This is a genomic window from Caenibacillus caldisaponilyticus, assembly GCF_002003465.1.
Taxonomy (GTDB): domain Bacteria; phylum Bacillota; class Bacilli; order Bacillales; family Sporolactobacillaceae; genus Caenibacillus; species Caenibacillus caldisaponilyticus.
The window spans coordinates 46,329-67,530 of the sequence record NZ_BDDQ01000027.1 but is presented as its reverse complement, the minus strand read 5'-3'; the positions used below and the strand labels follow the sequence as shown (position 1 = coordinate 67,530).

Genomic DNA, 21,202 nt, shown 5'->3' with positions numbered 1-21,202 from the left:
CGGGGCAATGTAACGAATAATATCGGTGCATAGTGATGTTTTTCATACGCTCCGACGGTAAAAAAAACTATTATATTATAGACTCAAGAAGTCCTACATAGAAGGTGAGAAAGCATATGAAAAGAATTGGCGTATTAACGAGCGGCGGGGACGCCCCGGGAATGAACGCGGCGATCCGCGCGGTGGTTCGCAAAGGCATTTATCACGGTCTCGAAGTTTACGGCATTTACCAAGGGTATGCCGGTTTGATCGAAGGTAAAATGGAAAAATTGGAATTGGGTTCTGTCGGCGACATCATTCACCGCGGCGGAACGATGTTGTACAGCGCGCGCTGCGAAGCCTTCAAGACGGAAGAAGGCCGCAAGCAGGCGATTGAACAGCTCAAAAAGCATGAGATTGACGCCTTGGTCGTCATCGGCGGCGACGGCTCTTTCCGCGGCGCATTAAAATTGTGTGAAGAAGGGTTCCCGGCCGTCGGCGTGCCCGGTACGATCGACAACGACATCCCGGGGACCGATTTTACCATCGGGTTTGATACGGCGTTGAATACGATCATCGACGCCATCGACAAAATTCGCGACACGGCCACTTCTCACGAAAGAACATTTATCATCGAAGTGATGGGCCGGGATGCTGGCGACCTCGCGCTCTGGTCCGGGCTTGCTGGCGGCGCCGAATCGATTCTTATCCCGGAATCGCCGCAAGACATCGATCAGATCATCGAACGGATCGAGCAAGGCCGGGCGCGCGGCAAACGCCACAGCATCATCATCGTCGCCGAAGGGGTTTCCACGGCGGGCGACGTCGCTCGGCGGCTGAAAGAAAAGGCGAGCATTGAAACGCGCGTCACCGTTCTCGGCCACATTCAACGGGGCGGGCAGCCGACCGCGTTCGACCGCGTGCTCGCCAGCCGCCTCGGGGCCAAAGCGGTCGACTTGTTGTTGAACGGGGAATCCGGAAAAATGGTCGGGATTCGCAACAACCAAATCGTCGTCAATGACATCCGCGACGTTTTGACAGATCGCCATAACGTGGAGGAATCCCTCGTTCAGCTCGCCCGAGAACTCTCGATTTAACCGAAATCTTGCGGGCGCACTCATTCTTTTAGATTTATACAAAGCAAGCGGCGCGGATCCGGAGCTTTTCTTTCAGGCGCGCCGCCGTTTCCTCATAAACGTTCCCGACACAAAACGGTCAGCTTTTTAATTTATGGCAGCAAGAATGGAACAGGTCATGTATTTTCGGGAGGAATGATCATGAGAAAGACTAAAATCGTTTGTACGATCGGACCGGCGAGTGAAAGCGTCGAAACGCTTGTGGAGCTCATAAAAGCGGGCATGAATGTCGCCCGGTTGAACTTTTCCCACGGCAATCATGAAGAACACGGCCGCCGCATCGCCAACATCCGAAAAGCGGCGGAGATCACGGGGAAAACCGTCGGCCTTTTGCTCGACACGAAAGGGCCAGAAATCCGCACCGGTGACATGGCGACGGAAAAAGTGCTGTTGGAAAGCGGACAGCAACTCATCATCAGCATGGAAGATTGCCTCGGCACCAGCGAAAAGATTTCCGTCACCTATAAAGGGCTGGCGAAAGACGTTCATCCCGGCTCGAAAATCTTGCTCGACGACGGGCTGATTGAACTGGAAGTCGTCGACACAAAAGAACGGGAAATCGTCACGAAGGTGTTGAACAGCGGCGAATTGAAGAGCAAAAAAGGCGTCAACGTCCCGGGCGTCAGCATCAATTTGCCGGGCATCACCGAGAAGGACAAAAACGACATTCTCTTCGGCATTGAGCAAGGCATCGATTTCATCGCCGCTTCCTTCGTCCGAAGGGCTTCCGATGTCCTGGAGATTCGCGAACTGCTTGAAAACAACGGCGCCGAACATATCATGATCATTCCGAAAATCGAAAGCGCGGAAGGCGTCGAGAACATCGACGAAATCCTCAGCGTTTCAGACGGGCTGATGGTGGCGCGCGGCGATCTCGGCGTGGAAATCCCCGCGGAAGAAGTGCCGCTCGTCCAAAAAATGTTGATCAAGAAATGCAACGAAGCCGGAAAACCGGTCATCACCGCAACGCAAATGCTCGATTCGATGCAAAGAAATCCGCGTCCGACACGCGCCGAAGCGAGCGACGTCGCCAACGCCATTTTCGATGGCACGGACGCGATCATGCTTTCCGGTGAAACGGCGGCGGGCGATTATCCGATCGAAGCCGTGAAGACGATGGACCGGATTGCGGCCCGTACCGAGAAAGCCTTGAATTATCGCGATATGTTCGAGGCGAGAAGCCGGGCGAGCGAAACGACGATCACCGACGCGATCGGACAAGCGGTTGCCAACACGGCATTGAACTTGAACGTGTCGACCATCATTACATCGACCGTGAGCGGCCATACGGCGCGCGTCGTCTCCAAATACCGCCCGAAAGCGGACATCGTGGCGGTGACGAACAGCGAACGGTCGCTGCGCCGTTTGACGATCGTCTGGGGCGTGCAGCCGCTTCTCGGAAAACCGGCGAAAACGACCGATGAAATGTTGGAAGCCGCCGTTGATCGCGCGCTAGACAGCGGACTCGTCCGCCGCGGCGATCTCGTCGTCATCACTGCGGGTGTGCCGGTCGGCGAGGTCGGGACGACCAACTTGCTGAAAGTTCATGTGGTGGGGCGCGTGATGGCGAAAGGTCAAGGCATCGGCCGCAAATCGGCGACCGGTCCCGCTTTCGTCGCGACAAGCGCCGAAGAGGCCAATGCCCACATGCCCGACGGCGCCATTTTGGTGACAAAGGTGACCGACCGCGACATGATGCCCGCCATTCAACGAGCCGCCGCGATCATCACGGAAGAAGGCGGCCTCACGTCGCACGCGGCCGTCGTCGGCATCAATCTTGACATTCCCACGATCGTCGGCGTCGAAAAGGCGACAGAAGTTGTGCAAAGCGGCCAAGAAATTACGGTCGACGCGGAACGCGGAAATATTTATAACGGTCATGCCAAAGTGCTATAGTGAGGATCGGGAGGGGTTTCCCCTCCCTTTAAAAATAATTCGAGGACTTTTTTTGTGCGGCCATGGGGCGCATTTTTTACATTCGCCGTTGTTTTGGAGTATGCTTATGCTGGGAGCGAAAGGTGCGGAAGGAGGGAGAGAGATGAAATCGGTCACGACCCTGCGGGCGAGATATGCCGAAACCGATCAAATGGGCATTATCCATCACAGCGTGTACATAACGTGGTTTGAAGTCGGCCGCACCGACTTCATTCGGAAATTGGACAAATCGTACGCCGAAATTGAAAAAGAAGGGCTCTATTTGCCGGTGATCGGCGCTGACGTGTCTTATAAAACGCCGGCCAAATATGAGGACGTCATCGCGATCGAAACGTCGATTGCCGCTTACAACGGCGTGCGCCTCAAGTTCCATTACAAAGCGGTGCGCGAAGCCGACGGGGCGCTGATCGCCGAAGGACATACCGAACATTGCTGGACGAATACCGAGCTGCGGCCGGTCAAGTTGAAAAGCGTTTGGCCGGAGCTGCACGAACGCCTGTTGCAGTGCGTGGAGGAAGCGTAACATGAGAGTCTTTCCCTTTTTGGTTTTATGGGTCGCCGTTGAATTGTTACTGCTCATCGCCTCGGGCCGCTTTCTCGGCGTCTGGCCGACGTTTGCCGCCATCCTCTTGACGGGGGCGGTCGGCTTGCAGTTGGCCAAACATCAAGGCGTCGCCATATTCCGGCGGATCCGTGAGGAACTTCAGAGCGGGCGCATTCCGGGAGATGCCCTGTTGGAAGGCTTTTTGGTGTTCGTCGGGGGCGTTTTCCTCATCCTGCCGGGTTTTCTTTCCGATCTGGCCGGGATTGCCCTTCTCATTCCTCCTTTGCGCCGGAAGGCGGCCCGCCTGATCCGCGACCGTTTCTTGCGACGCCTTTTGAACCGGCCGTTCTTTTTTATGTACAGGCGGTAGCGAAGCGGCTGAATCCCCGTTGGCGCGCTTCAACGATTCTCTTTATCCGCTCCGAATAAAATATAAGCCCACAGCTGGTGAAACACGCGGGCGCGCAGCAAGGAATGAAGGATGACCATGGCGAACGGCCCGGCGATCATGCCGGCGAATCCCCCGAGCCGGAAACCGGCGAAGATCGCCACGAGCGTGGCGAGAGGGCTCAAACCGATGGAAGAAGATAAGAGCTTCGGCTCGATGAATTGTCGTTGGAGGATGGTCGCAAGATAAATGAGACCGAGGCCGGCTGCGAGAAACGCCAAGCCCGACAGCCACGCATAGATCGCCCATGGGATGAAGATGATGCCCGTCCCGATGTAGGGCATGAGATCGGCAGTCGCCGTGATGAGCGCAATGGTGAAGGCGTCGTTGACGCCCAGGAGCGAGAGACCGATGAATACCGTGAGACCGGTCAAAGCGACCATCACCGTTTGGGCGCGCGCGTAGCCGATCACCGCTTCCCGGAATTCGCGATATACCCTTCCGGCCGTGCGGTGAAACGGTTTTCCGGTTTTTGAGGACACATAGGCGGCCAAGGCCGGCCAGTCCTTGCTGATGAAATAGGTCGCGAGCGCGGAAAACGCGAGGGTGGAAAGCATGTTCGGAAAAGAGAGCACCCATTTCGTCAAGGCGCCGACGATTTTAATCCCCATGTCATTCAAGAGGCCGGCGGCCTCGCTGCCGATATCTTTTAAGCGGCCGTAAACCGCATCCTGTTGGGACTTGTCCATCGTTTGAACGATGTCGTTTAAGCGCTCCCATAGGGGGAACAAGTGACGGAAAAAATACGTTTGTCCGCTTTCGATGAGCGCCGTGACGTGGCCTGGAACGACGCGCAAAAGAGACGCGATGCCGTCGATCATTTCCAGGGCCAGCCAGACCATGAGGCCGACGGCGCCCCCGCCCAATCCGACCATCACCGTCAAGACGGCGATGCCGCGCGGCCAATGCCATTTGTCCACAAACCATTGCACGATCGGCTGCATGATCATGGAGAGAAAAAAGGCGATCACAAACGGCCGGGCGTATTGGAAAACAAGGTATGCGCTCAAACCTATAAGTCCGGCGGTTCCCGTCACATAAACGAAGCGAAAACATACGGAAATGCCGTGCGCGACACGATCGATCTCATCTGATTTCACGGCCAATCCCAACCTTTCAGACCGGAAAACTCAAGGCCTATCTTGTCCTTTTTTCCTCCGGCATTCGCTGCCGGGACGGTCATTTTAGAATGATTGTGGAATCGCGGGACGCCGCTTTGAGATTCTTTTTGTTCACAAAAAAGTTTAGGTTGTTTATAATTGTATGTGGATTTCGCCGTTGCATTAACAAATTTTTTGTTGTTACTAATGGCGCAAAATGAGAGAAATTCGAAGGAGGAGTTCATATGCCAGCCACTAGCGGTTTAGAAGGGGTCGTCGCCACCACTTCGGCGATCAGTTCCATCGTGAACAGCGTACTGAGATACAAGGGCTATAACATAGACGATCTCGCCGACCGGTCGACTTTTGAGGAAGTCGTTTATTTATTGTGGTACGATAAACTCCCGAACCGGGACGAGTTCGAAGCGTTTAAGAAAGAGTTGGCGGAAAATGCCGACGTTCCGGCTGAAATATTCGAACAAATGAAAGCCTATCCATTGAAGAACGCCCACCCGATGGCGGTGTTGCGCACGGCGGTTTCCGCGCTTGGGTTGTTCGACGACGAAGCCGATGATATGAGCGACGAGGCCAACAAGCGTAAAGCCATTCGCCTGCAAGCGAAACTGCCGACGATCGTCGCCGGTTTTACCCGCATTCGCGACGGTAAAGACCCCATCGCCCCGCGCAAAGATTTAAGCTTAGCCGCCAATTTCCTCTACATGCTCTTTGGACGAGAGCCGAACGACGTTGAAATTAAAGCGTTTGATAAAGCGCTTATTCTTCACGCCGATCATGAACTGAACGCGTCGACGTTTACCGCCCGCGTTGCGGTCGCGACCTTGTCCGATATTTATTCCGGCGTGACAGCGGCGATCTCCGCGTTGAAAGGGCCGCTGCACGGCGGCGCCAACGAACGCGTCATGAAGATGCTGAAGGAAATCGGTTCGATTGAAAACGTCGAATCGTATCTTGAAAAGGCGTTTGCGAACAAAGAAAAAATCATGGGCTTCGGCCACAGGGTATACAAAACGGGAGATCCTCGCGCCAAACATTTGAAAGAGATGTCGAGACAGCTGACCGAAATGAACGGGGAGAAAAAATGGTACGAGATGTCGGTGAAAATTGAAGAGATCATGAAGAAAGAAAAAGGGCTGTTGCCGAACGTCGATTTTTATTCGGCGACCGTCTACCACAGCCTCGGCATCCCGCACGACATTTTTACCCCGATTTTCGCGGTGAGCCGCGTCTCCGGGTGGCTGGCCCATATCCTTGAACAATATGCGAACAACCGCTTGATCCGTCCGCGCGCCGAATATGTCGGCCCGGAAGCCCGCGAATACGTGCCGATCGAAGACCGTAAGTAAACGCGGGAGTTCCGGACAGCCGGCTGATTGCGGAGGGGGAAATCCCCCCTCCTTTTCGCGCGGCATCCCATTTTCGAGAATCCATACATCTTAGGAGGTTTTACGACGTGGCAAACGGAGAACGCATTACGGTAGAAAACGGAAAACTGAACGTTCCGGATCACCCGATCATTCCCTTTATCGAAGGCGACGGCACCGGCCCCGACATTTGGGCGGCCGCATCCCGCGTGTTGGACGCCGCCGTTGAAAAAGCGTACAACGGCAAGCGGAAGATCGTTTGGAAAGAAGTGCTCGCCGGCGAAAAGGCATATAAACAAACGGGCGAGTGGCTGCCGGCGGAAACGCTGGAGACGATCCGCGAGTACATCATCGCGATTAAAGGCCCGCTGACGACGCCGGTTGGCGGCGGCATCCGGTCGCTGAACGTGGCATTGCGCCAAGAGCTCGATTTGTTTACGTGCTTGCGCCCGGTCCGCTATTTCAAAGGCGTGCCGTCTCCGGTGAAGCATCCGGAAAAAACCGATATGGTCATTTTCCGCGAGAACACGGAAGACATCTACGCCGGCATCGAATACGCGAAAGGCACCGAAGAAGTGAAAAAGCTCATTGACTTCTTGCAAAACGAAATGGGCGTCAAAAAAATCCGTTTCCCGGAAACGTCCGGCATCGGCATTAAACCGATTTCCGAAGAAGGCACGAAACGCCTCGTGCGCGCCGCCATCAACTACGCGATTAAAGAGGGAAGAAAAAGCGTCACCCTCGTCCATAAGGGCAACATCATGAAATTCACCGAGGGTGCCTTTAAAAACTGGGGTTACGAAGTCGCGGAAGAAGAATTCGGCGACAAAGTGTTCACCTGGGCCCAATACGACCGCATCGCCGAAAGCGAAGGGCGTGAAGCGGCCGACAAAGCTCAGGAAGAAGCGATCCAAGCCGGCAAGATCATCATCAAAGACCGCATCGCCGATATTTTCCTGCAACAAATCTTAACTCGTCCGGAAGATTTCGATGTCGTCGCGACGATGAACTTGAACGGCGACTATATCTCCGATGCGCTGGCGGCCCAAGTCGGCGGCATCGGCATCGCGCCGGGCGCGAATATCAATTACGAAACGGGACACGCGGTCTTCGAAGCGACCCACGGCACGGCCCCGAAATACGCCGGCCTGGACAAAGTCAATCCGTCGTCGGTCATTCTTTCCGGCGTGCTCATGCTCGAACACTTGAATTGGCGTGAAGCCGGCGAATTGATCATCAAAGCGATGGAAAAAACGATTGAAAGCAAAGTGGTGACCTATGACTTCGCCCGCCTGATGGAAGGCGCAAAAGAAGTCAAATGTTCCGAGTTCGCCGATGCTTTAATCCAAAACATGTAATCTTCCGCACCCGCAAAGGCCGGCCCGGCGCGCCGCTGGATGGCGATCCGGTGCGGCGATCGGGCCGGGCCCGACGCGGGGATCGGGAAGCCGCACATCCCTCTCGATATGTTGACAAAAGGGAAACGGCTTGGGAATGGTTTAAAATTCGATCAACCAAGATGTCCCACGGCCCCCGCGGGCCGGTTACCATAAGAAAACACGACCGGGATATCACCCGGCCGCGGGACGTCCAACACACTCGCAAAGGGGGAGCCATTATGACGCTCAAACGCAAAAAAGTATCGGTCATCGGCGCCGGTTTTACGGGAGCGACCACCGCTTTTCTCATCGCCCAAAAAGAACTCGCCGACGTCGTCTTGGTCGACATTCCGCAAATGGAAAACCCGACGAAAGGCAAAGCGCTCGACATGCTTGAATCAAGCCCCGTGCTCGGATTTGATGCCAATGTCGTCGGTACTTCCGATTACAAAGAGACGAAAGATTCCGATATCGTCGTCATCACGGCTGGCATTGCCCGCAAGCCCGGCATGAGCCGTGACGATCTCGTTTCGACCAACGCGAACATCATGCGGTCGGTGACCAAAGAAGTCGTCAAATATTCGCCGAACGCCATCATCGTCGTCTTGACGAACCCGGTCGACGCGATGACGTACACCGTTTTCAAGGAATCGGGATTCCCGAAACACCGCGTCATCGGCCAATCCGGCGTGCTCGATACGGCGCGCTTCCGCACGTTCGTCGCCCAAGAGCTCAATGTTTCCGTGGAGGATGTCAGCGGTTTCGTGCTCGGCGGCCACGGCGACGACATGGTGCCGCTCGTCCGTTATTCCTATGCAGGCGGCATTCCGCTTGAAAAATTGATTCCGAAAGATCGGCTCGACGCGATTGTGGAACGGACGAGAAAAGGCGGCGGCGAGATCGTTAACCTGCTCGGAAACGGCAGCGCTTACTATGCGCCGGCGGCTTCGCTCACGGAAATGGTCGAAGCGATCTTAAAAGATAAACGCCGCATTTTGCCGGCGATCGCCTATCTTGAAGGCGAATACGGCTACCATGATCTGTACCTCGGCGTTCCCGTCATCCTCGGCGGCAACGGTTTGGAAAAAGTCATCGAACTTGAACTGACGGAAGAAGAAAAAGCGGCGCTTGACAAATCCGCCGAATCCGTCAGAAAGGTCATGAAATTGCTTTAATCTTTACACCTCCCCGGCCCGCGCGGCCGGGTTTTTTTATGATTTCCGGCCGCATGGATCGCCCGATCGTCGGTTTGCCGTTCATCGCCTCCCTCTCCGCTTTTAGGCTTGATTCATCATCTCATCGCTTGCATCCATTCGCCCCGCTTTTTTCTCGATCGCAAAAACGGTATGATAGAAAAAGAATAAACGGTGGCCATATCCGAAATGCAAGGAGTTGTTTCCATGGACAAGCTCGTGCTGATCGACGGCAACAACATCGCCTACCGCGCGTTTTTCGCCCTCCCGCTCTTGAACACCGAAAAGGGCGTCTACACGAATGCCGTTTACGGCTTTACGAACATGCTGTTCCGCATCATCGAGGAAGAACAGCCGACCCACATGCTCGTCGCTTTTGACGCCGGGAAAACGACGTTTCGCCACGAGACGTATAAAGAATATAAAGGCGGACGGCAAAAGACGCCTCCGGAGCTGTCGGAGCAGCTTCCTTTCATCCGTGAAGTGCTCGACGCGATGGGCATCAAGCGTTACGAAAAAGAATTGTACGAAGCCGACGACATCATCGGGACGCTGGCGAAGCGGGCCCAGGACAGCGGGTTTTTGACCAAGGTCGTCACCGGGGATAAAGACATGCTGCAACTTGTCGACGATCGCATCCACGTCGTGTTGACCCGCAAAGGCATCGCGGACATCGTCGATTACGACGCCGCCGAAGTGTATAAACGATATGAGCTTTCGCCGAAGCAAATCATCGATCTCAAAGGCTTGATGGGCGATCCGTCGGATAATATCCCAGGCGTGCCGGGCGTCGGCGAAAAGACCGCCATCAAGCTGCTCAAGCAATTCGGAACGGTCGAAGGCGTCTATGAAAACCTCGATGCCGTCACCGGCAAAAAGCTGAGGGAAAAGCTGGAAGAAAACAAAGAACTGGCGCTGATGAGCAAGCGGATCGCCACCATCGCCACAGATGCGCCGATTGATGTCGATTTGAACGATCTCGTTTATAAAAAAGCGTTTAACGAACCGCTCATCTCGCTGTTTAAAGAATTGGAATTCCACTCGCTCCTTGATCGAATCGGCGCCGAAGAAACGATTGCGGAAGAAGCGAAGGGAACCGACATCGGTTTTGCGATTCTCGAAAATCCGGATGACGCCGCGGACGTTTTCACGGAAGAGGCCGCGCTCATCGTCGAGACGTCGGAGGAAAATTACCATTTTGCCGATATCCTCGGCTTTGCCGTCGCCAATCCGAATGGGCGCTGGTTCATTCCGGTGGAGGCCGGACTGGCTTCCGAGGCTTTTAAAAAATGGCTGGCGCGTACCGACGTCAAAAAAACGGTGTTCGATGCCAAGCGCGATGCCGTCGTGCTGCATTGGCACGGGCTTGAGCTGGGCGGCGTCGATTTTGATGTAAACATGGCGTCGTATTTGATCGATCCGTCGGAATCCAACCGCGAGCTCGCCGACATCGCCAAGCACAAAGGCATCAAATACGTTTACGGCGAGGAAGCTTTTTATGGCAAAGGCGCCAAGCGCCGCGTTCCGAGCCGGGACGAACTGGCCGACCACCTTGTCCGCAAAGCCCAGGCGCTGCTCGATTTGCGCCCGATATTAAAAAAGGAGCTTGAGGATAACCGGCAGTACGAATTGTTCGCCGAACTGGAGATGCCGCTCTCCGGCGTCCTCGCCGATATGGAAGTGACGGGGGTCACCGTCAGTCCGTCGGCCCTCAAGGAAATGGGCGTCGATTTGGATGAACGGATCGCGGAATTGGAGCGGCAAATTCATGAACTGGCCGGAACGGAGTTCAACATCAATTCGCCGAAACAGCTCGGCGAGATCCTGTTTGACAAGCTGAATCTGCCTCCGGTGAAAAAAACGAAGACGGGATTTTCCACGTCGGCCGATGTGTTGGAAAAGTTGAGAGGAAGCCATGAGATCATCGACAAGATTTTGGACTACAGACAGCTCGGCAAGTTGAAGTCGACGTACATCGAAGGGTTGCTGAAGGTCATTCATCCGAAAACCGGCCGCATTCACACCATGTTCAGACAGGCGCTCACGCAGACCGGGCGGCTGAGTTCGACGGACCCGAACCTGCAGAACATTCCGGTCCGGCTTGAAGAAGGCCGGAAAATCCGCAATGCCTTTATTCCCTCGGAGCCGGATGCCGTGATCTTTTCCGCGGACTATTCGCAAATCGAACTGCGCGTGCTCGCGCACATCGCCGGAGACGACAATCTCATCCAGGCCTTTAAAGATGGGATGGACATTCATACGAAAACGGCCGCGGACGTGTTCGGCGTCCGCCCGGATGAAGTGACGCCGCTCATGAGGCGGCACGCCAAAGCGGTCAACTTCGGCATCGTATACGGCATCAGCGATTACGGCTTGTCGCAAAGCCTCGGGATCACCCGCAAAGAAGCCGGAGAATTTATCAATCGATATTTGGAAAGCTTCCCTGGCGTAAAGGCGTACATGACCGACATCGTCCAAAAGGCCAAGCGCGACGGCTACGTCACGACGCTCCTTAACCGACGCCGCTATCTGCCCGATATTACAAGCCGCAATTTCAACCGGCGCAGCTTTGCGGAACGGACGGCGATGAACACGCCCATACAAGGTTCCGCCGCGGACATCATCAAGCTGGCGATGGTGAACATGGCCAAGCGCTTAAAGGCGGAAGGATTGAAAGCGAAGATGCTGCTTCAAGTCCATGACGAATTGATCTTTGAAGCGCCGAAGGCCGAGATCGAACGGCTCAAACGCATCGTCCCCGAAGTCATGGAAAACGCCGTCGAGCTGAAAGTCCCCCTCGTCGTCGACATCGCCTACGGTCCCACTTGGTACGACGCCAAATAGGGGGACAGTCCCCCGGCGCTTTAAAGCGCTAAAGTTGACGGATTGCGGTTTTTTGCGCTTCACATAGGTCAAAAGTTGTATTTTTGTATAATGCTTTATATTTATTTTTGGGGTCTGACCCCCTTCAAGGGAGGTTCGACGCATGCCCGAACTGCCGGAAGTGGAATCGATACGACACACATTGCGGACGCTCGTCGCCGGAAAGACGATCGCCGACGTCCGCGTCCGTTGGCCCAGGATCATTAAACGGCCGGACGACGCCGAAGCGTTCAGGATGCGCTTGATCGGCGAGACGATCCAAGACATCGGGCGCCGCGGAAAATTCCTTCTTTTCATCCTTGACCGCCACGTGCTCGTCTCGCATTTGCGGATGGAAGGCAAATACCGGCTGGAGTCGCCAACCGATCCGATCGACAAACACACCCATGTGATCTTTTCGCTGACCGACGGGACGGAACTCCGCTATCGAGACGTTCGGAAATTCGGCACCATGCACTTGTTTGATAAAGGCGAAGAACGGGTCCTTCCGCCGCTCGCCGGCCTCGGCCCCGAGCCGTTCGACGAACGGTTTGACGCCGATTATCTGAAGGACGTGTTTTCGAAAACCGAGCGAAATATTAAGGCGGTGTTGCTCGACCAAACGACGGTGGTCGGCCTCGGCAACATTTACGTGGACGAATCGCTGTTTCGCGCGGGCATCCATCCGCTTGAAAAGGCCAAGCATTTAAGCGATGACGACATCCGCCGCCTTGAAAAAAGCATTAAGGACACGTTGGCGGAAGCGGTGGCGCTCGGCGGCAGCTCCGTGCGCAGCTATTTAAACGGCTACGGTGAAATGGGGATGTTCCAGCTCCGCCTTTACGTCTACGGACGCCAAGGCCAACCGTGCAAAGCGTGCGGTGCAATGATCGAAAAAACGAAAGCCGCCGGGCGCGGCACCCACTACTGCCCGAAATGCCAAAGGAGGCGATCCCCATGATGCGCATCGGCTTGACCGGGGGCATCGCGAGCGGGAAAAGCACCGTTTCCCGCATGTTTCAATCGTTCGGCATCCCGGTCGTCGATGCCGACATGGCTGCCCGAAAGGTCGTCGAACCGGGCGCGGAAGCCTATGAGCCGATCATCGCTCGCTTTGGCGCCGACATCCTGCGTGAAGACGGCACGATCGATCGGAAAAAGCTCGGGGCGCTCGTCTTTGCCGATGAAGAAAAACGGCTCGCTTTAAACGCCATCGTCCATCCGGCGGTGCGCAAAGTGATGCTGAGCGAAGTGGAGGAATGCGCCCGCCGCGGCGAAAAGGCGGTCGTCCTCGACATCCCGCTGCTTTTCGAAAGCCGGCTGACCGACTGGGTCGATAAAATCATCGTCGTTTATGTCCCTTACCGCCTTCAACTTGAGCGCTTGATGGCGCGCAACCAGTTCACGAAAAACGAGGCGGAACTCCGCATTCAAGCTCAAATGCCTTTGGAAGAAAAGAAGGAAAGGGCTGATGCGGTCATTGACAACAGCGGGACGGTCGCGGAAACGCGCCGCCAATTGCAAAGGCTGCTGCAAGAGTGGCAGTTGATCTGATCCAGGGGAATGGTGTCCCCTGGATTTTTTAAATCCCGTAGCAGAAGGCGATTGAGAACATTCGATCAATGCGGGATGTTTGGCAGTCATGCGCGGTGGTTTGTGCGTCAGAAAGGGGCATCGTCCTATCAAGCGGCGGCATGCGGGAATCAAGTATACAAAAAATCACAAATGTGATATACTTGTTTCAGGTTATTGTGAAAATAGTATATCACATTAGTGGAGGTCGATGGCAGAATGGCCGTCAACATGGCAATCAACGGATTCGGGCGGATCGGCCGCATGGTGTTTCGCCGGGCGATCGCACATCCCGACTTGAACATCGTCGCGATCAATGCCCGCCACCCGGTCGAAACGCTCGTTCATTTGCTTAAATATGACAGCATCCACGGCCGCTTTGACGGGGAGGTGCGGGTCATTGACGAGCGCCGGTTTGCCGCCAATGATCAAGTCGTGGAGATCGTCAACGACCGAGATCCGCGCAATCTTCCGTGGAAACATCTTGACGTTGATATCGTGATTGAGGCGACGGGGAAATTCAGAACCCGGGAAACCGCCTTTTATCATATCGAAGCGGGCGCGAAGAAGGTGATCATCACCGCCCCGGCGAAGGGCGAAGACGCCACCATTGTGATGGGCGTTAATGAAAACGTCTACAATCCCGAAGCGCACCATATCCTTTCCAACGCCTCCTGCACCACGAATTGCCTCGCCCCCGTGGTTAAGATTTTGGACGACGCATTCGGAATCGGATCGGGCATGGTGACGACCGTTCACGCCTACACGAACGATCAAAACAATATTGACAACCCGCATAAAGATTTGCGCCGCGCCCGAGCTTGCGGCCAATCGATCATTCCGACGACGACCGGCGCCGCCAAAGCAATCGGAAAAGTCCTTCCCCATCTCAAAGGAAAAATGAACGGCATCGCGCTGAGAGTGCCGACGCCGAACGTCTCGCTCGTCGACCTCGTCGTTGACTTGAAAACCCCCGTGACCGAACAAGCCGTCAACAGCGTGTTGAAGGAGGCGGCGGAGACGGATTACCGCGGCATCGTCGCCTACAGCGAAGAACCGCTCGTTTCCGTTGATTATCAAACCGATCCGCATTCAGCCGTCATCGATGGGCTTTCGACCATGGTGATGGGCGATTATAAAGTCAAAGTTTTGGCTTGGTACGACAACGAATGGGGGTATTCTTGCCGCGTCGTCGACCTCGCCGCCCTCGTTGCCAACAAACTGAATCGCCAAAACAGCGCAAAGGTCGGCTGATCCGGTCCCGGCTTGCGCATGGGATTCGTAAGCGCGAGAACGAGCGTGACCCTTGCCGTTGCCATGAAGCAGGCGGATGGAATCAAGAACTGTGTTTATGATCCGGAATTAAGAACTGAACTGTGGTGTTTATGGCCCGGCAATAAGCACGTGTCCGCAGAAAGGATGGGGAAGCTTAATAGAATCCAGACGAGTGGCGTTGGCCGCTTGTCCATTAAACCATGCGGCAGTCCGCTTCGGCGTTTGACGAGCTCCGGACTGTCTCATTTTTTATTGCGGCGTCTGCGTTTGCCGTCATCCAATTCCGTTAAGGAGATGATGGCGCTGGGCTTAAGCGCCGTTGGCTCAGGGTTGCCGTTTGGCTATTTCGTTCGCTTGGGCGGACAGGCCGGCCACCGGCGCCGTGAAGCGGTTTCGCGCCACGAGCTGGCTCGGCGGGCGTCTTTCCATCATCAGCGCATGGTGGGCACGCTTCAATCCATATATTGCATAGCGCGCCTCCGCCGCTCGAAGAACGAGGCTCCTCACCCATGACAGCGGGTTGAAACATGCAATTTTTACCGACGGATCGCGGATGAAAAAAATATTGCAATGTGTTTTTAAAACAAGTATACTAATTTTCGTCAACTGAGTGACGCAAATGGGTGGAACGGGCACTTAAAGGGTTAGGACCTCACAGGACTAACTATCCCCCGTGGTGTCAATACCATCCACATGTCGAAACCGACATGGGCAATCATTTAAAAGGGGGAATTTACAAATGGATACGGTTGGACGTCACGTCATTTCCGAGCTTTGGGAATGCGATGCCAAAAAACTGGACGATGCCGATTACATCGAAAAGGTTTTTGTCGAAGCGGCGCTTGAAGCCGGTGCAGAAGTTCGCGAAGTGGCTTTTCACAAGTTCGCTCCGCAAGGCGTCAGCGGTGTCGTAATCATCTCGGAATCCCATTTGACCATTCACAGCTTTCCCGAACATCGGTACGCGAGCATTGACGTTTATACGTGCGGCACCCGGATCGATCCGAACATCGCCGCGGAGTACATTGCCAAAGCCTTGGATGCGAAAGTGACGGAAAAAGTCGAAGTCCCGCGCGGCGTCGGCCCTGTTCATGTGCCCGAGAGGAAAGTATCGACGATGATATAGATCCGAAAGAGGCGTCAAAGGCGTCTCTTTTAATATTTTTGCCGTTCATCGCGCCCCGCCCCGGGGATGACGTGCGGGCGAAGGCGCGGGATGAGGCGAACGGAATCGTTCCTCTTTCTCATTCACCGAATGACGAAGTTTCCGGCTCGGTTCGCTCGTAAATGTTCCGGCATGCAAACGGTTGGACCGCGCCTTGGCACGACATAATGATGAAACACGGCAGGTGGAAGGTTGTGGGATTGTTCGCCAAACTGGCCGCATTTATGGACGATCGCGTGGAAACGTCGGATCACCACGCTGACGCCAGATTGAGGACACATTACTATAAGGCATCAAAAGATAAGACGATGGCTGCTCTCCAAAAAATTTTTGAAGAGCAAAAGTTTGTCCTCTTGGACCTTTCGTCCGAGCGCGGCGAATTGTCGGCGACGGTCGGCGCCCGGAAAAAAGATCTGCTCGTCGCCACCATCATCCCGGTCGGTCCTTCGCGCACGGCGGTCGATTTCACCTATTCGGTCGAGCGCGGTTGGAATGCCGGTGTCGGACAAAAATTAATCTCCGCTCTTTATCGCCAGCTCGATGAAAAATTGACGCGTGCCGAAGATTGAGCGTTTCAGTAAAATGCCAGGATTTGGGGTTGCTATAAGACACGTAGAACCGAATCGGAATCCGTACCGATGCTCATCTTTCTCCGCTCCGCGTAATTAAAAAAGTGGGACAAGGCGCCCCCAACCATGCGTAGCCCGTCTCCGTGAACGCCTGAACGCCATCCCTCCCGAAACCGCTCCTATCCTGCAAAACTTGTGATCCCGCCCCTTTTTTTATACAATTAAAAAAGAATCTGCGGCGCAAAACGGAGCCGCCATTGCGCCATGCACGGGCCAAATGGCGGGCGCCGTCTTTCATTGCAGAAGGTTTCGCGGACTTGGCCGCATGCTTTCGACAGCGGTCGAACCGCGAATCAAGAATCGATGGTTTCACGGTTAGTGAAGGAAAAGTCTTGACGGATTTCGGAATGTGAGACTCTTCGCCTTTTACCGATGGCGAAGCATGAGCATAGAACGATTTAGGTTGTTGGTTGACCGGCTTTTGATCTTTCGGCACAACAGGATCCCATGAGTGCACAGGCAGGTGAGATTATGCGCTGTCCCAATTGCCAAGGATTCGGCACCCGGGTTTTAGACTCGCGTCCGGTCAATGACGGCCGCTCCATCCGGCGTCGCCGCGAATGCGACTCGTGTCATTACCGCTTCACAACGTTTGAAACCGTCGAAGAAATTCCGCTCATCGTCATCAAAAAAGGCGATAACCGGGAAGCGTTCAATCGGGAAAAGATTTTAAGAGGCTTGATCAAAGCGTGTGAAAAGCGGCCGGTTCCTTTGGAAAAGCTTGAGGAAATTGTCAACAAAGTCGAAAAGGAACTCCACAGCCGCGGGGTTTCCGAAGTCAAGAGCCAGGAAATCGGCGAACTCGTCATGGACGAGCTGGCCAAGGTCGATGAAGTGGCGTATGTCCGTTTCGCTTCTGTCTACCGCCAATTCAAGGACATCAACGTCTTTATCCACGAATTAAAAGACTTGATGAAAAAAGTCCGGCACTGAAGCGAAGGCGGTTTCAACGGCTGGCCTCCCCGCTGCGGCATGTGCGCCGGTCATAATGCGGTAAAGCGGAGCGGTTCACGGCGGCCGGATGGTGAAATCGCGGCGCTGAATAAACGAAGGGTCGCGTGAACGGGTTCCATCCGCTCAAATGGCCGCCGGTTTTTCGAGCGACCGCTGCCTCAAACGCCGGGCGAGCACTCTCTCATTGGGCGTTGCGGCGCCTTTTCCCGGAGATCCGGTCTGCCGCCGCGGAAAAGGGCGCCTCGTGGACGGAAATGCGCCGGTCGGTGCGCGGACAAGGCTTGCGCCACGCCTTGGAAACATCACACGGAAGGCTTGGGGGAATCGTGATGCAAGCGTCATGGAAAGAAGTGCTTCCCGTCGATCCCTATACCGTCACGCTCACCGGCATCATCCAGCCCTATGATTTAAAAGTCATCAATTATTTGTACCAACCGCTCATCGGGCCATTGGCTTGCCAGCTTTACGCGACGTTATGGCACGAAGCCGAGGATGCCGCGGCGAACGGCGACGGCGCATTTACCCATCATCACTTGATGGTGCGCACAAATAGTTCATTGGACGTCATTTTAGAAGAAAGAAAAAAATTGGAAGGCATCGGTCTCCTGCGCGTTTACAAAAAGACGGAAAACGAACGGCCGTCTTTTATTTACGCTTTGGAACCGCCGCTTTCCCCCGCCCGCTTTTTTTCGGACGGCCTCTTGAACATTTATTTATACAACCGCGTCGGCCTTCGCGAATACCGGCGGCTCAAGCAATTGTTTACGATTCACGAACCCGCGGGCGAAGACGTCCGCGAGATTACCGCCGATTTTAATGACGTGTTCACGTCGCTCCATTCTTCGGAACTTTCCTCCGAGCGGCTCAATGAAGTGCCGCGCGGCGGGAAAGTGGTGGACAAGCGGGAAGGGGAGCCGAAGCTCAGGGCGGCGTTCGACTTTGACCGGCTTTTCCGGCGCCTGTCGGACGTCATCATTTCCAAGGAAGCCTTCACCGAGGACGTCAAAGCGGCCATCGAAAAGCTTGCCTTTGTTTATCACATCGACGCCGAGGAAATGAGCCGGATCATCCAAAGCGCCTTTTTGCACACCGGCGTGATCGACATTCAACAATTGCGCAAAGAAGTTCGCGATTATTATCAACTCGAACACGGCGATGAACTGCCGGCCCTCGCTTTTAGAACGCAGCCCCATCAATACCGGGAATTGAGCGAATCCGAACCGAAGGATGATTTCGAACGTCAGATCCTGTTCTTTGAGACCATCAGTCCGTACGAGTTGCTGGAGGAGCTGGCCGGCGGCGGAAAACCGGCGGCGTCGGACCTCCGGATCGTGGAAGAGATCATGTTCGATCAAAAGCTGCCGCCCGGGGTCGTCAACGTTTTGCTCCATTATGTCATGACGACGAACGATTATAAGCTCGTGAAAAATTATGTGCAAAAGATCGCCGCTCATTGGGCCCGCAAAAAAATCAAGACGGTCCGGGCGGCGATGGAGCTGGCCAAGGAAGAACATAAAAAGTATCAAGAGTGGCACTTGGAAAAGCAACGCGGCGAAAAACGCACCAACCCGCGCCGCGACCGGTTGCCGAAGTGGATGACGCACTCTGGAGAGTTTGCGCCGGAGCGGTCCGAAGAAGATGCTGCGGAACGCGAAAAGCGGCTTGAAAAATTTTTAAACCAATTATAGGCCGCTTCGGTTGTATTTCAAGGGGTTGCTGCCGTCCGGTTGTTTCGCTGTCGATTTGATTAAATCCATGACAGGCGGTGTCTCGATTGGAATCGATTAAATCGGTTCTCCTTCGCTGGAAGGGGACGATGGATGTTGAAAAGAACTATCGTCGGCTTTTTGAAACGGTCGCCGGCGACCCGCATATCCTGCGGTTTCGCGAGGAACATCCGGAGGCGACCGAGGCGGTTCTAGCGAAAGGGCTGCCAAAAGCGGTCGAATACTTGGAAGGAATCAAAGCGTGCGAAAATTGCCCGGGCCTCGACAAGTGCCCGAACCTTCTCGCCGGGCATACGCCGCGCCTCACGGTGGATAAGGGATCGCTCGCCATCGTCTATCAGCCGTGCCCATTGAAAAGGGAAGCCGACCGCCGCAAGCGGCAAGCCGCCTTGATCCACAGCATCTATATCCCAAAAGAAATTCTTAAAGCGACCTTCCGCACGATCGATAAGAGCGAAAGCGGCCGGCACGACGCCCTCGAAGCGGCGGCGCGCTTCGTCCATCAATATTTGGAAGATCCGGCCAAAGCCAAAGGATTGTATTTGTACGGCCCGTTCGGCGTCGGCAAAACGCACATCATGGGCGCGATTTTGAACGCGCTCGCCGAGCACAAGGGCGTGGAATCGATGATGGTTTACACCCCCGATTTTTTCCGCGAGCTCAAAGGCGCGATCGATGACCGCACGCTCGATGAAAAACTGGATTACATTAAAACGGTACCCGTTTTGGTGTTGGATGACATCGGCGCGGAGACGATCACGCCGTGGATACGCGATGACATTCTCGGCAGCATCTTGCAGCGGCGCATGATGGATCGTCTGCCCACGCTGTACACGTCAAATTACGATCTCGAAGAATTGGAGGATCATCTCGCTTATTCGAACAAAAGCGGAACGGAGCGATTGAAAGCGATGCGGCTGATGGAACGCATTCGCCCCTTTACCGTGGCCGTCCCGGTGACCGGAAAAAATCGCCGCATGTCGTGATGCGCATGCGCCGGTCGCCTGGGGCGGCTTTCGTGTCATCTTTTTGAGACGAGCCCCATATAGTGGTTATAGAGTGAACCGAGGAGGGGCTGTCCATTGATCAAGATCACGCTCGAATCGCGCCGTGACGCGGCCGCTTTACATACATTCTTGACCGAACGACTGCCAAAAGAAATTGCGGTCTCCGTGACGGATGAGACGTTCATCGTGGAATTGCCGTCGGGGCTTTCCGGAACGTTCAAAGAGGCTTTAACCGACGCGCTCACGGATTTCATTATCGAGAAGCATGAGAGCCGATGGATGGACGACATTTTGTGCAAAACCTTTTATTACCAAGATGAAGCGGAACGGGCCAGCATCCTTGGGATTGCCCGGGCCATTTTTGACGGCCTAAAGCCCGAGCTGCCCAAAGTCGACAGTCTGTTGCCGCGCCGGGACTTCGTGCGTGCGGTCATCGACGATTTGCTGAGCGGGCCCTCGTCGTTCAGCCTCCAGTCGCTGACCACTTTCCGGTTGAACGACTATTTTGAATGCCTGACAAATTGCTTAGAAATCGCCATTGATGAATACAAGCTTCAACAAGAGTACGCGGCGTTTATCGATAAGCTCCGGCGCATCGTCAAGTCGTACCGGCCGCTCCGGGAAACGATTTATGCGATCGATTGCGAACCGTTTCGTCTTTACGATGAACACTTGCGGCCGATCGACAATCTCCAAACCATCCGTTCGTTTTATCCGCTGCTGAGACAATGGGGCATCGACGCCGAGCCGTCCCTGCTGCTCACGCTCATCGGACTCGCACCGCTCAAAGTGTACGTTTTCACCGAACGTCCGGACGACGAGATGATGCGGACGCTGCAAAACGTTTTTGAGGAGCGCGTGCAATTTTTTGCGCTTGAGCAGGCGAAAAAAATCGATTTGTAACGCCTTCAGAGG

At 54.8% G+C, this 21,202-nt stretch carries 18 protein-coding genes; 17 read left to right on the top strand and 1 reads right to left on the bottom strand.

What is annotated here, in order from left to right:
• Positions 1–116: 116 nt before the first annotated feature.
• From pfkA to CCB157_RS08690, 4 genes are all read left to right on the top strand, one after another.
• Positions 117–1,076 carry a 6-phosphofructokinase gene (gene pfkA, locus CCB157_RS08705; protein WP_077615523.1) on the top strand — a complete coding sequence of 320 codons (960 nt, stop codon included), beginning with the start codon at positions 117–119 and terminating at the stop codon, positions 1,074–1,076.
• 180 nt (positions 1,077–1,256) lie between these two features.
• Positions 1,257–3,011: a pyruvate kinase gene (pyk, locus tag CCB157_RS08700; protein WP_077615522.1), complete on the top strand. Its 1,755-nt coding sequence runs from the start codon at positions 1,257–1,259 to the stop codon at positions 3,009–3,011.
• 142 nt (positions 3,012–3,153) lie between these two features.
• A complete protein-coding gene (locus CCB157_RS08695; RefSeq protein WP_143286983.1) occupies positions 3,154–3,573 on the top strand; it encodes an acyl-CoA thioesterase in 420 nt (139 codons plus the stop codon).
• Position 3,574: 1 nt separating this feature from the next.
• Positions 3,575–3,964: an FxsA family protein gene (locus CCB157_RS08690; protein WP_077615520.1), complete on the top strand. Its 390-nt coding sequence runs from the start codon at positions 3,575–3,577 to the stop codon at positions 3,962–3,964.
• Positions 3,965–3,993: 29 nt separating this feature from the next.
• Here the strand turns inward: CCB157_RS08690 and ytvI are convergent, their stop codons facing one another.
• Entirely contained in the window at positions 3,994–5,142 is a 1,149-nt protein-coding gene (ytvI, locus tag CCB157_RS08685) for a sporulation integral membrane protein YtvI (protein WP_158077254.1), read from the bottom strand.
• A gap of 245 nt (positions 5,143–5,387) precedes the next feature.
• Here ytvI and citZ point away from each other — a divergent pair, with 245 nt between their 5' ends.
• The 13 genes from citZ to CCB157_RS08615 all read left to right on the top strand — a co-directional run bounded on the left by citZ (position 5,388) and on the right by CCB157_RS08615 (position 21,190).
• On the top strand, positions 5,388–6,506 hold the full coding sequence (gene citZ, locus CCB157_RS08675; protein ID WP_077615517.1) for a citrate synthase: 1,119 nt from the start codon (positions 5,388–5,390) through the stop codon (positions 6,504–6,506).
• A 107-nt stretch (positions 6,507–6,613) separates the two neighbouring features.
• A complete protein-coding gene (gene icd / locus CCB157_RS08670) occupies positions 6,614–7,882 on the top strand; it encodes an NADP-dependent isocitrate dehydrogenase (protein WP_077615516.1) in 1,269 nt (422 codons plus the stop codon).
• A gap of 260 nt (positions 7,883–8,142) precedes the next feature.
• Positions 8,143–9,078 (top strand): malate dehydrogenase, encoded by a 936-nt coding sequence (gene mdh / locus CCB157_RS08665; protein ID WP_077615515.1) that lies wholly within the window; start codon positions 8,143–8,145, stop codon positions 9,076–9,078.
• Positions 9,079–9,285: 207 nt separating this feature from the next.
• A complete protein-coding gene (gene polA, locus CCB157_RS08660; RefSeq protein ID WP_439951314.1) occupies positions 9,286–11,940 on the top strand; it encodes a DNA polymerase I in 2,655 nt (884 codons plus the stop codon).
• A 142-nt stretch (positions 11,941–12,082) separates the two neighbouring features.
• Positions 12,083–12,919 (top strand): DNA-formamidopyrimidine glycosylase, encoded by an 837-nt coding sequence (mutM, locus tag CCB157_RS08655; protein WP_077615513.1) that lies wholly within the window; start codon positions 12,083–12,085, stop codon positions 12,917–12,919.
• Positions 12,916–13,512 carry a dephospho-CoA kinase gene (gene coaE, locus CCB157_RS08650; RefSeq protein ID WP_077615512.1) on the top strand — a complete coding sequence of 199 codons (597 nt, stop codon included), beginning with the start codon at positions 12,916–12,918 and terminating at the stop codon, positions 13,510–13,512. Before mutM ends, coaE begins: the two co-directional genes overlap by 4 nt.
• A gap of 237 nt (positions 13,513–13,749) precedes the next feature.
• Positions 13,750–14,784, top strand: coding sequence for a glyceraldehyde-3-phosphate dehydrogenase (locus CCB157_RS08645; protein ID WP_077615511.1), 1,035 nt, complete (start codon positions 13,750–13,752; stop codon positions 14,782–14,784).
• Positions 14,785–15,544: 760 nt separating this feature from the next.
• Positions 15,545–15,931, top strand: a complete 387-nt coding sequence (gene speD, locus CCB157_RS08640) for an adenosylmethionine decarboxylase (RefSeq protein WP_077615510.1) — start codon at positions 15,545–15,547, stop codon at positions 15,929–15,931.
• A 233-nt stretch (positions 15,932–16,164) separates the two neighbouring features.
• Positions 16,165–16,539 (top strand): hypothetical protein, encoded by a 375-nt coding sequence (locus tag CCB157_RS08635; RefSeq protein ID WP_077615509.1) that lies wholly within the window; start codon positions 16,165–16,167, stop codon positions 16,537–16,539.
• Between the two features lie 531 nt (positions 16,540–17,070).
• Positions 17,071–17,532: a transcriptional regulator NrdR gene (gene nrdR, locus CCB157_RS08630; RefSeq protein WP_077615508.1), complete on the top strand. Its 462-nt coding sequence runs from the start codon at positions 17,071–17,073 to the stop codon at positions 17,530–17,532.
• 350 nt (positions 17,533–17,882) lie between these two features.
• Entirely contained in the window at positions 17,883–19,241 is a 1,359-nt protein-coding gene (locus CCB157_RS08625) for a replication initiation and membrane attachment family protein (RefSeq protein ID WP_158077253.1), read from the top strand.
• An 86-nt stretch (positions 19,242–19,327) separates the two neighbouring features.
• On the top strand, positions 19,328–20,266 hold the full coding sequence (gene dnaI, locus CCB157_RS08620; protein ID WP_077615506.1) for a primosomal protein DnaI: 939 nt from the start codon (positions 19,328–19,330) through the stop codon (positions 20,264–20,266).
• Positions 20,267–20,362: 96 nt separating this feature from the next.
• Positions 20,363–21,190 carry a putative sporulation protein YtxC gene (locus CCB157_RS08615; protein ID WP_077615505.1) on the top strand — a complete coding sequence of 276 codons (828 nt, stop codon included), beginning with the start codon at positions 20,363–20,365 and terminating at the stop codon, positions 21,188–21,190.
• The last annotated feature ends 12 nt before the right edge of the window (positions 21,191–21,202 follow it).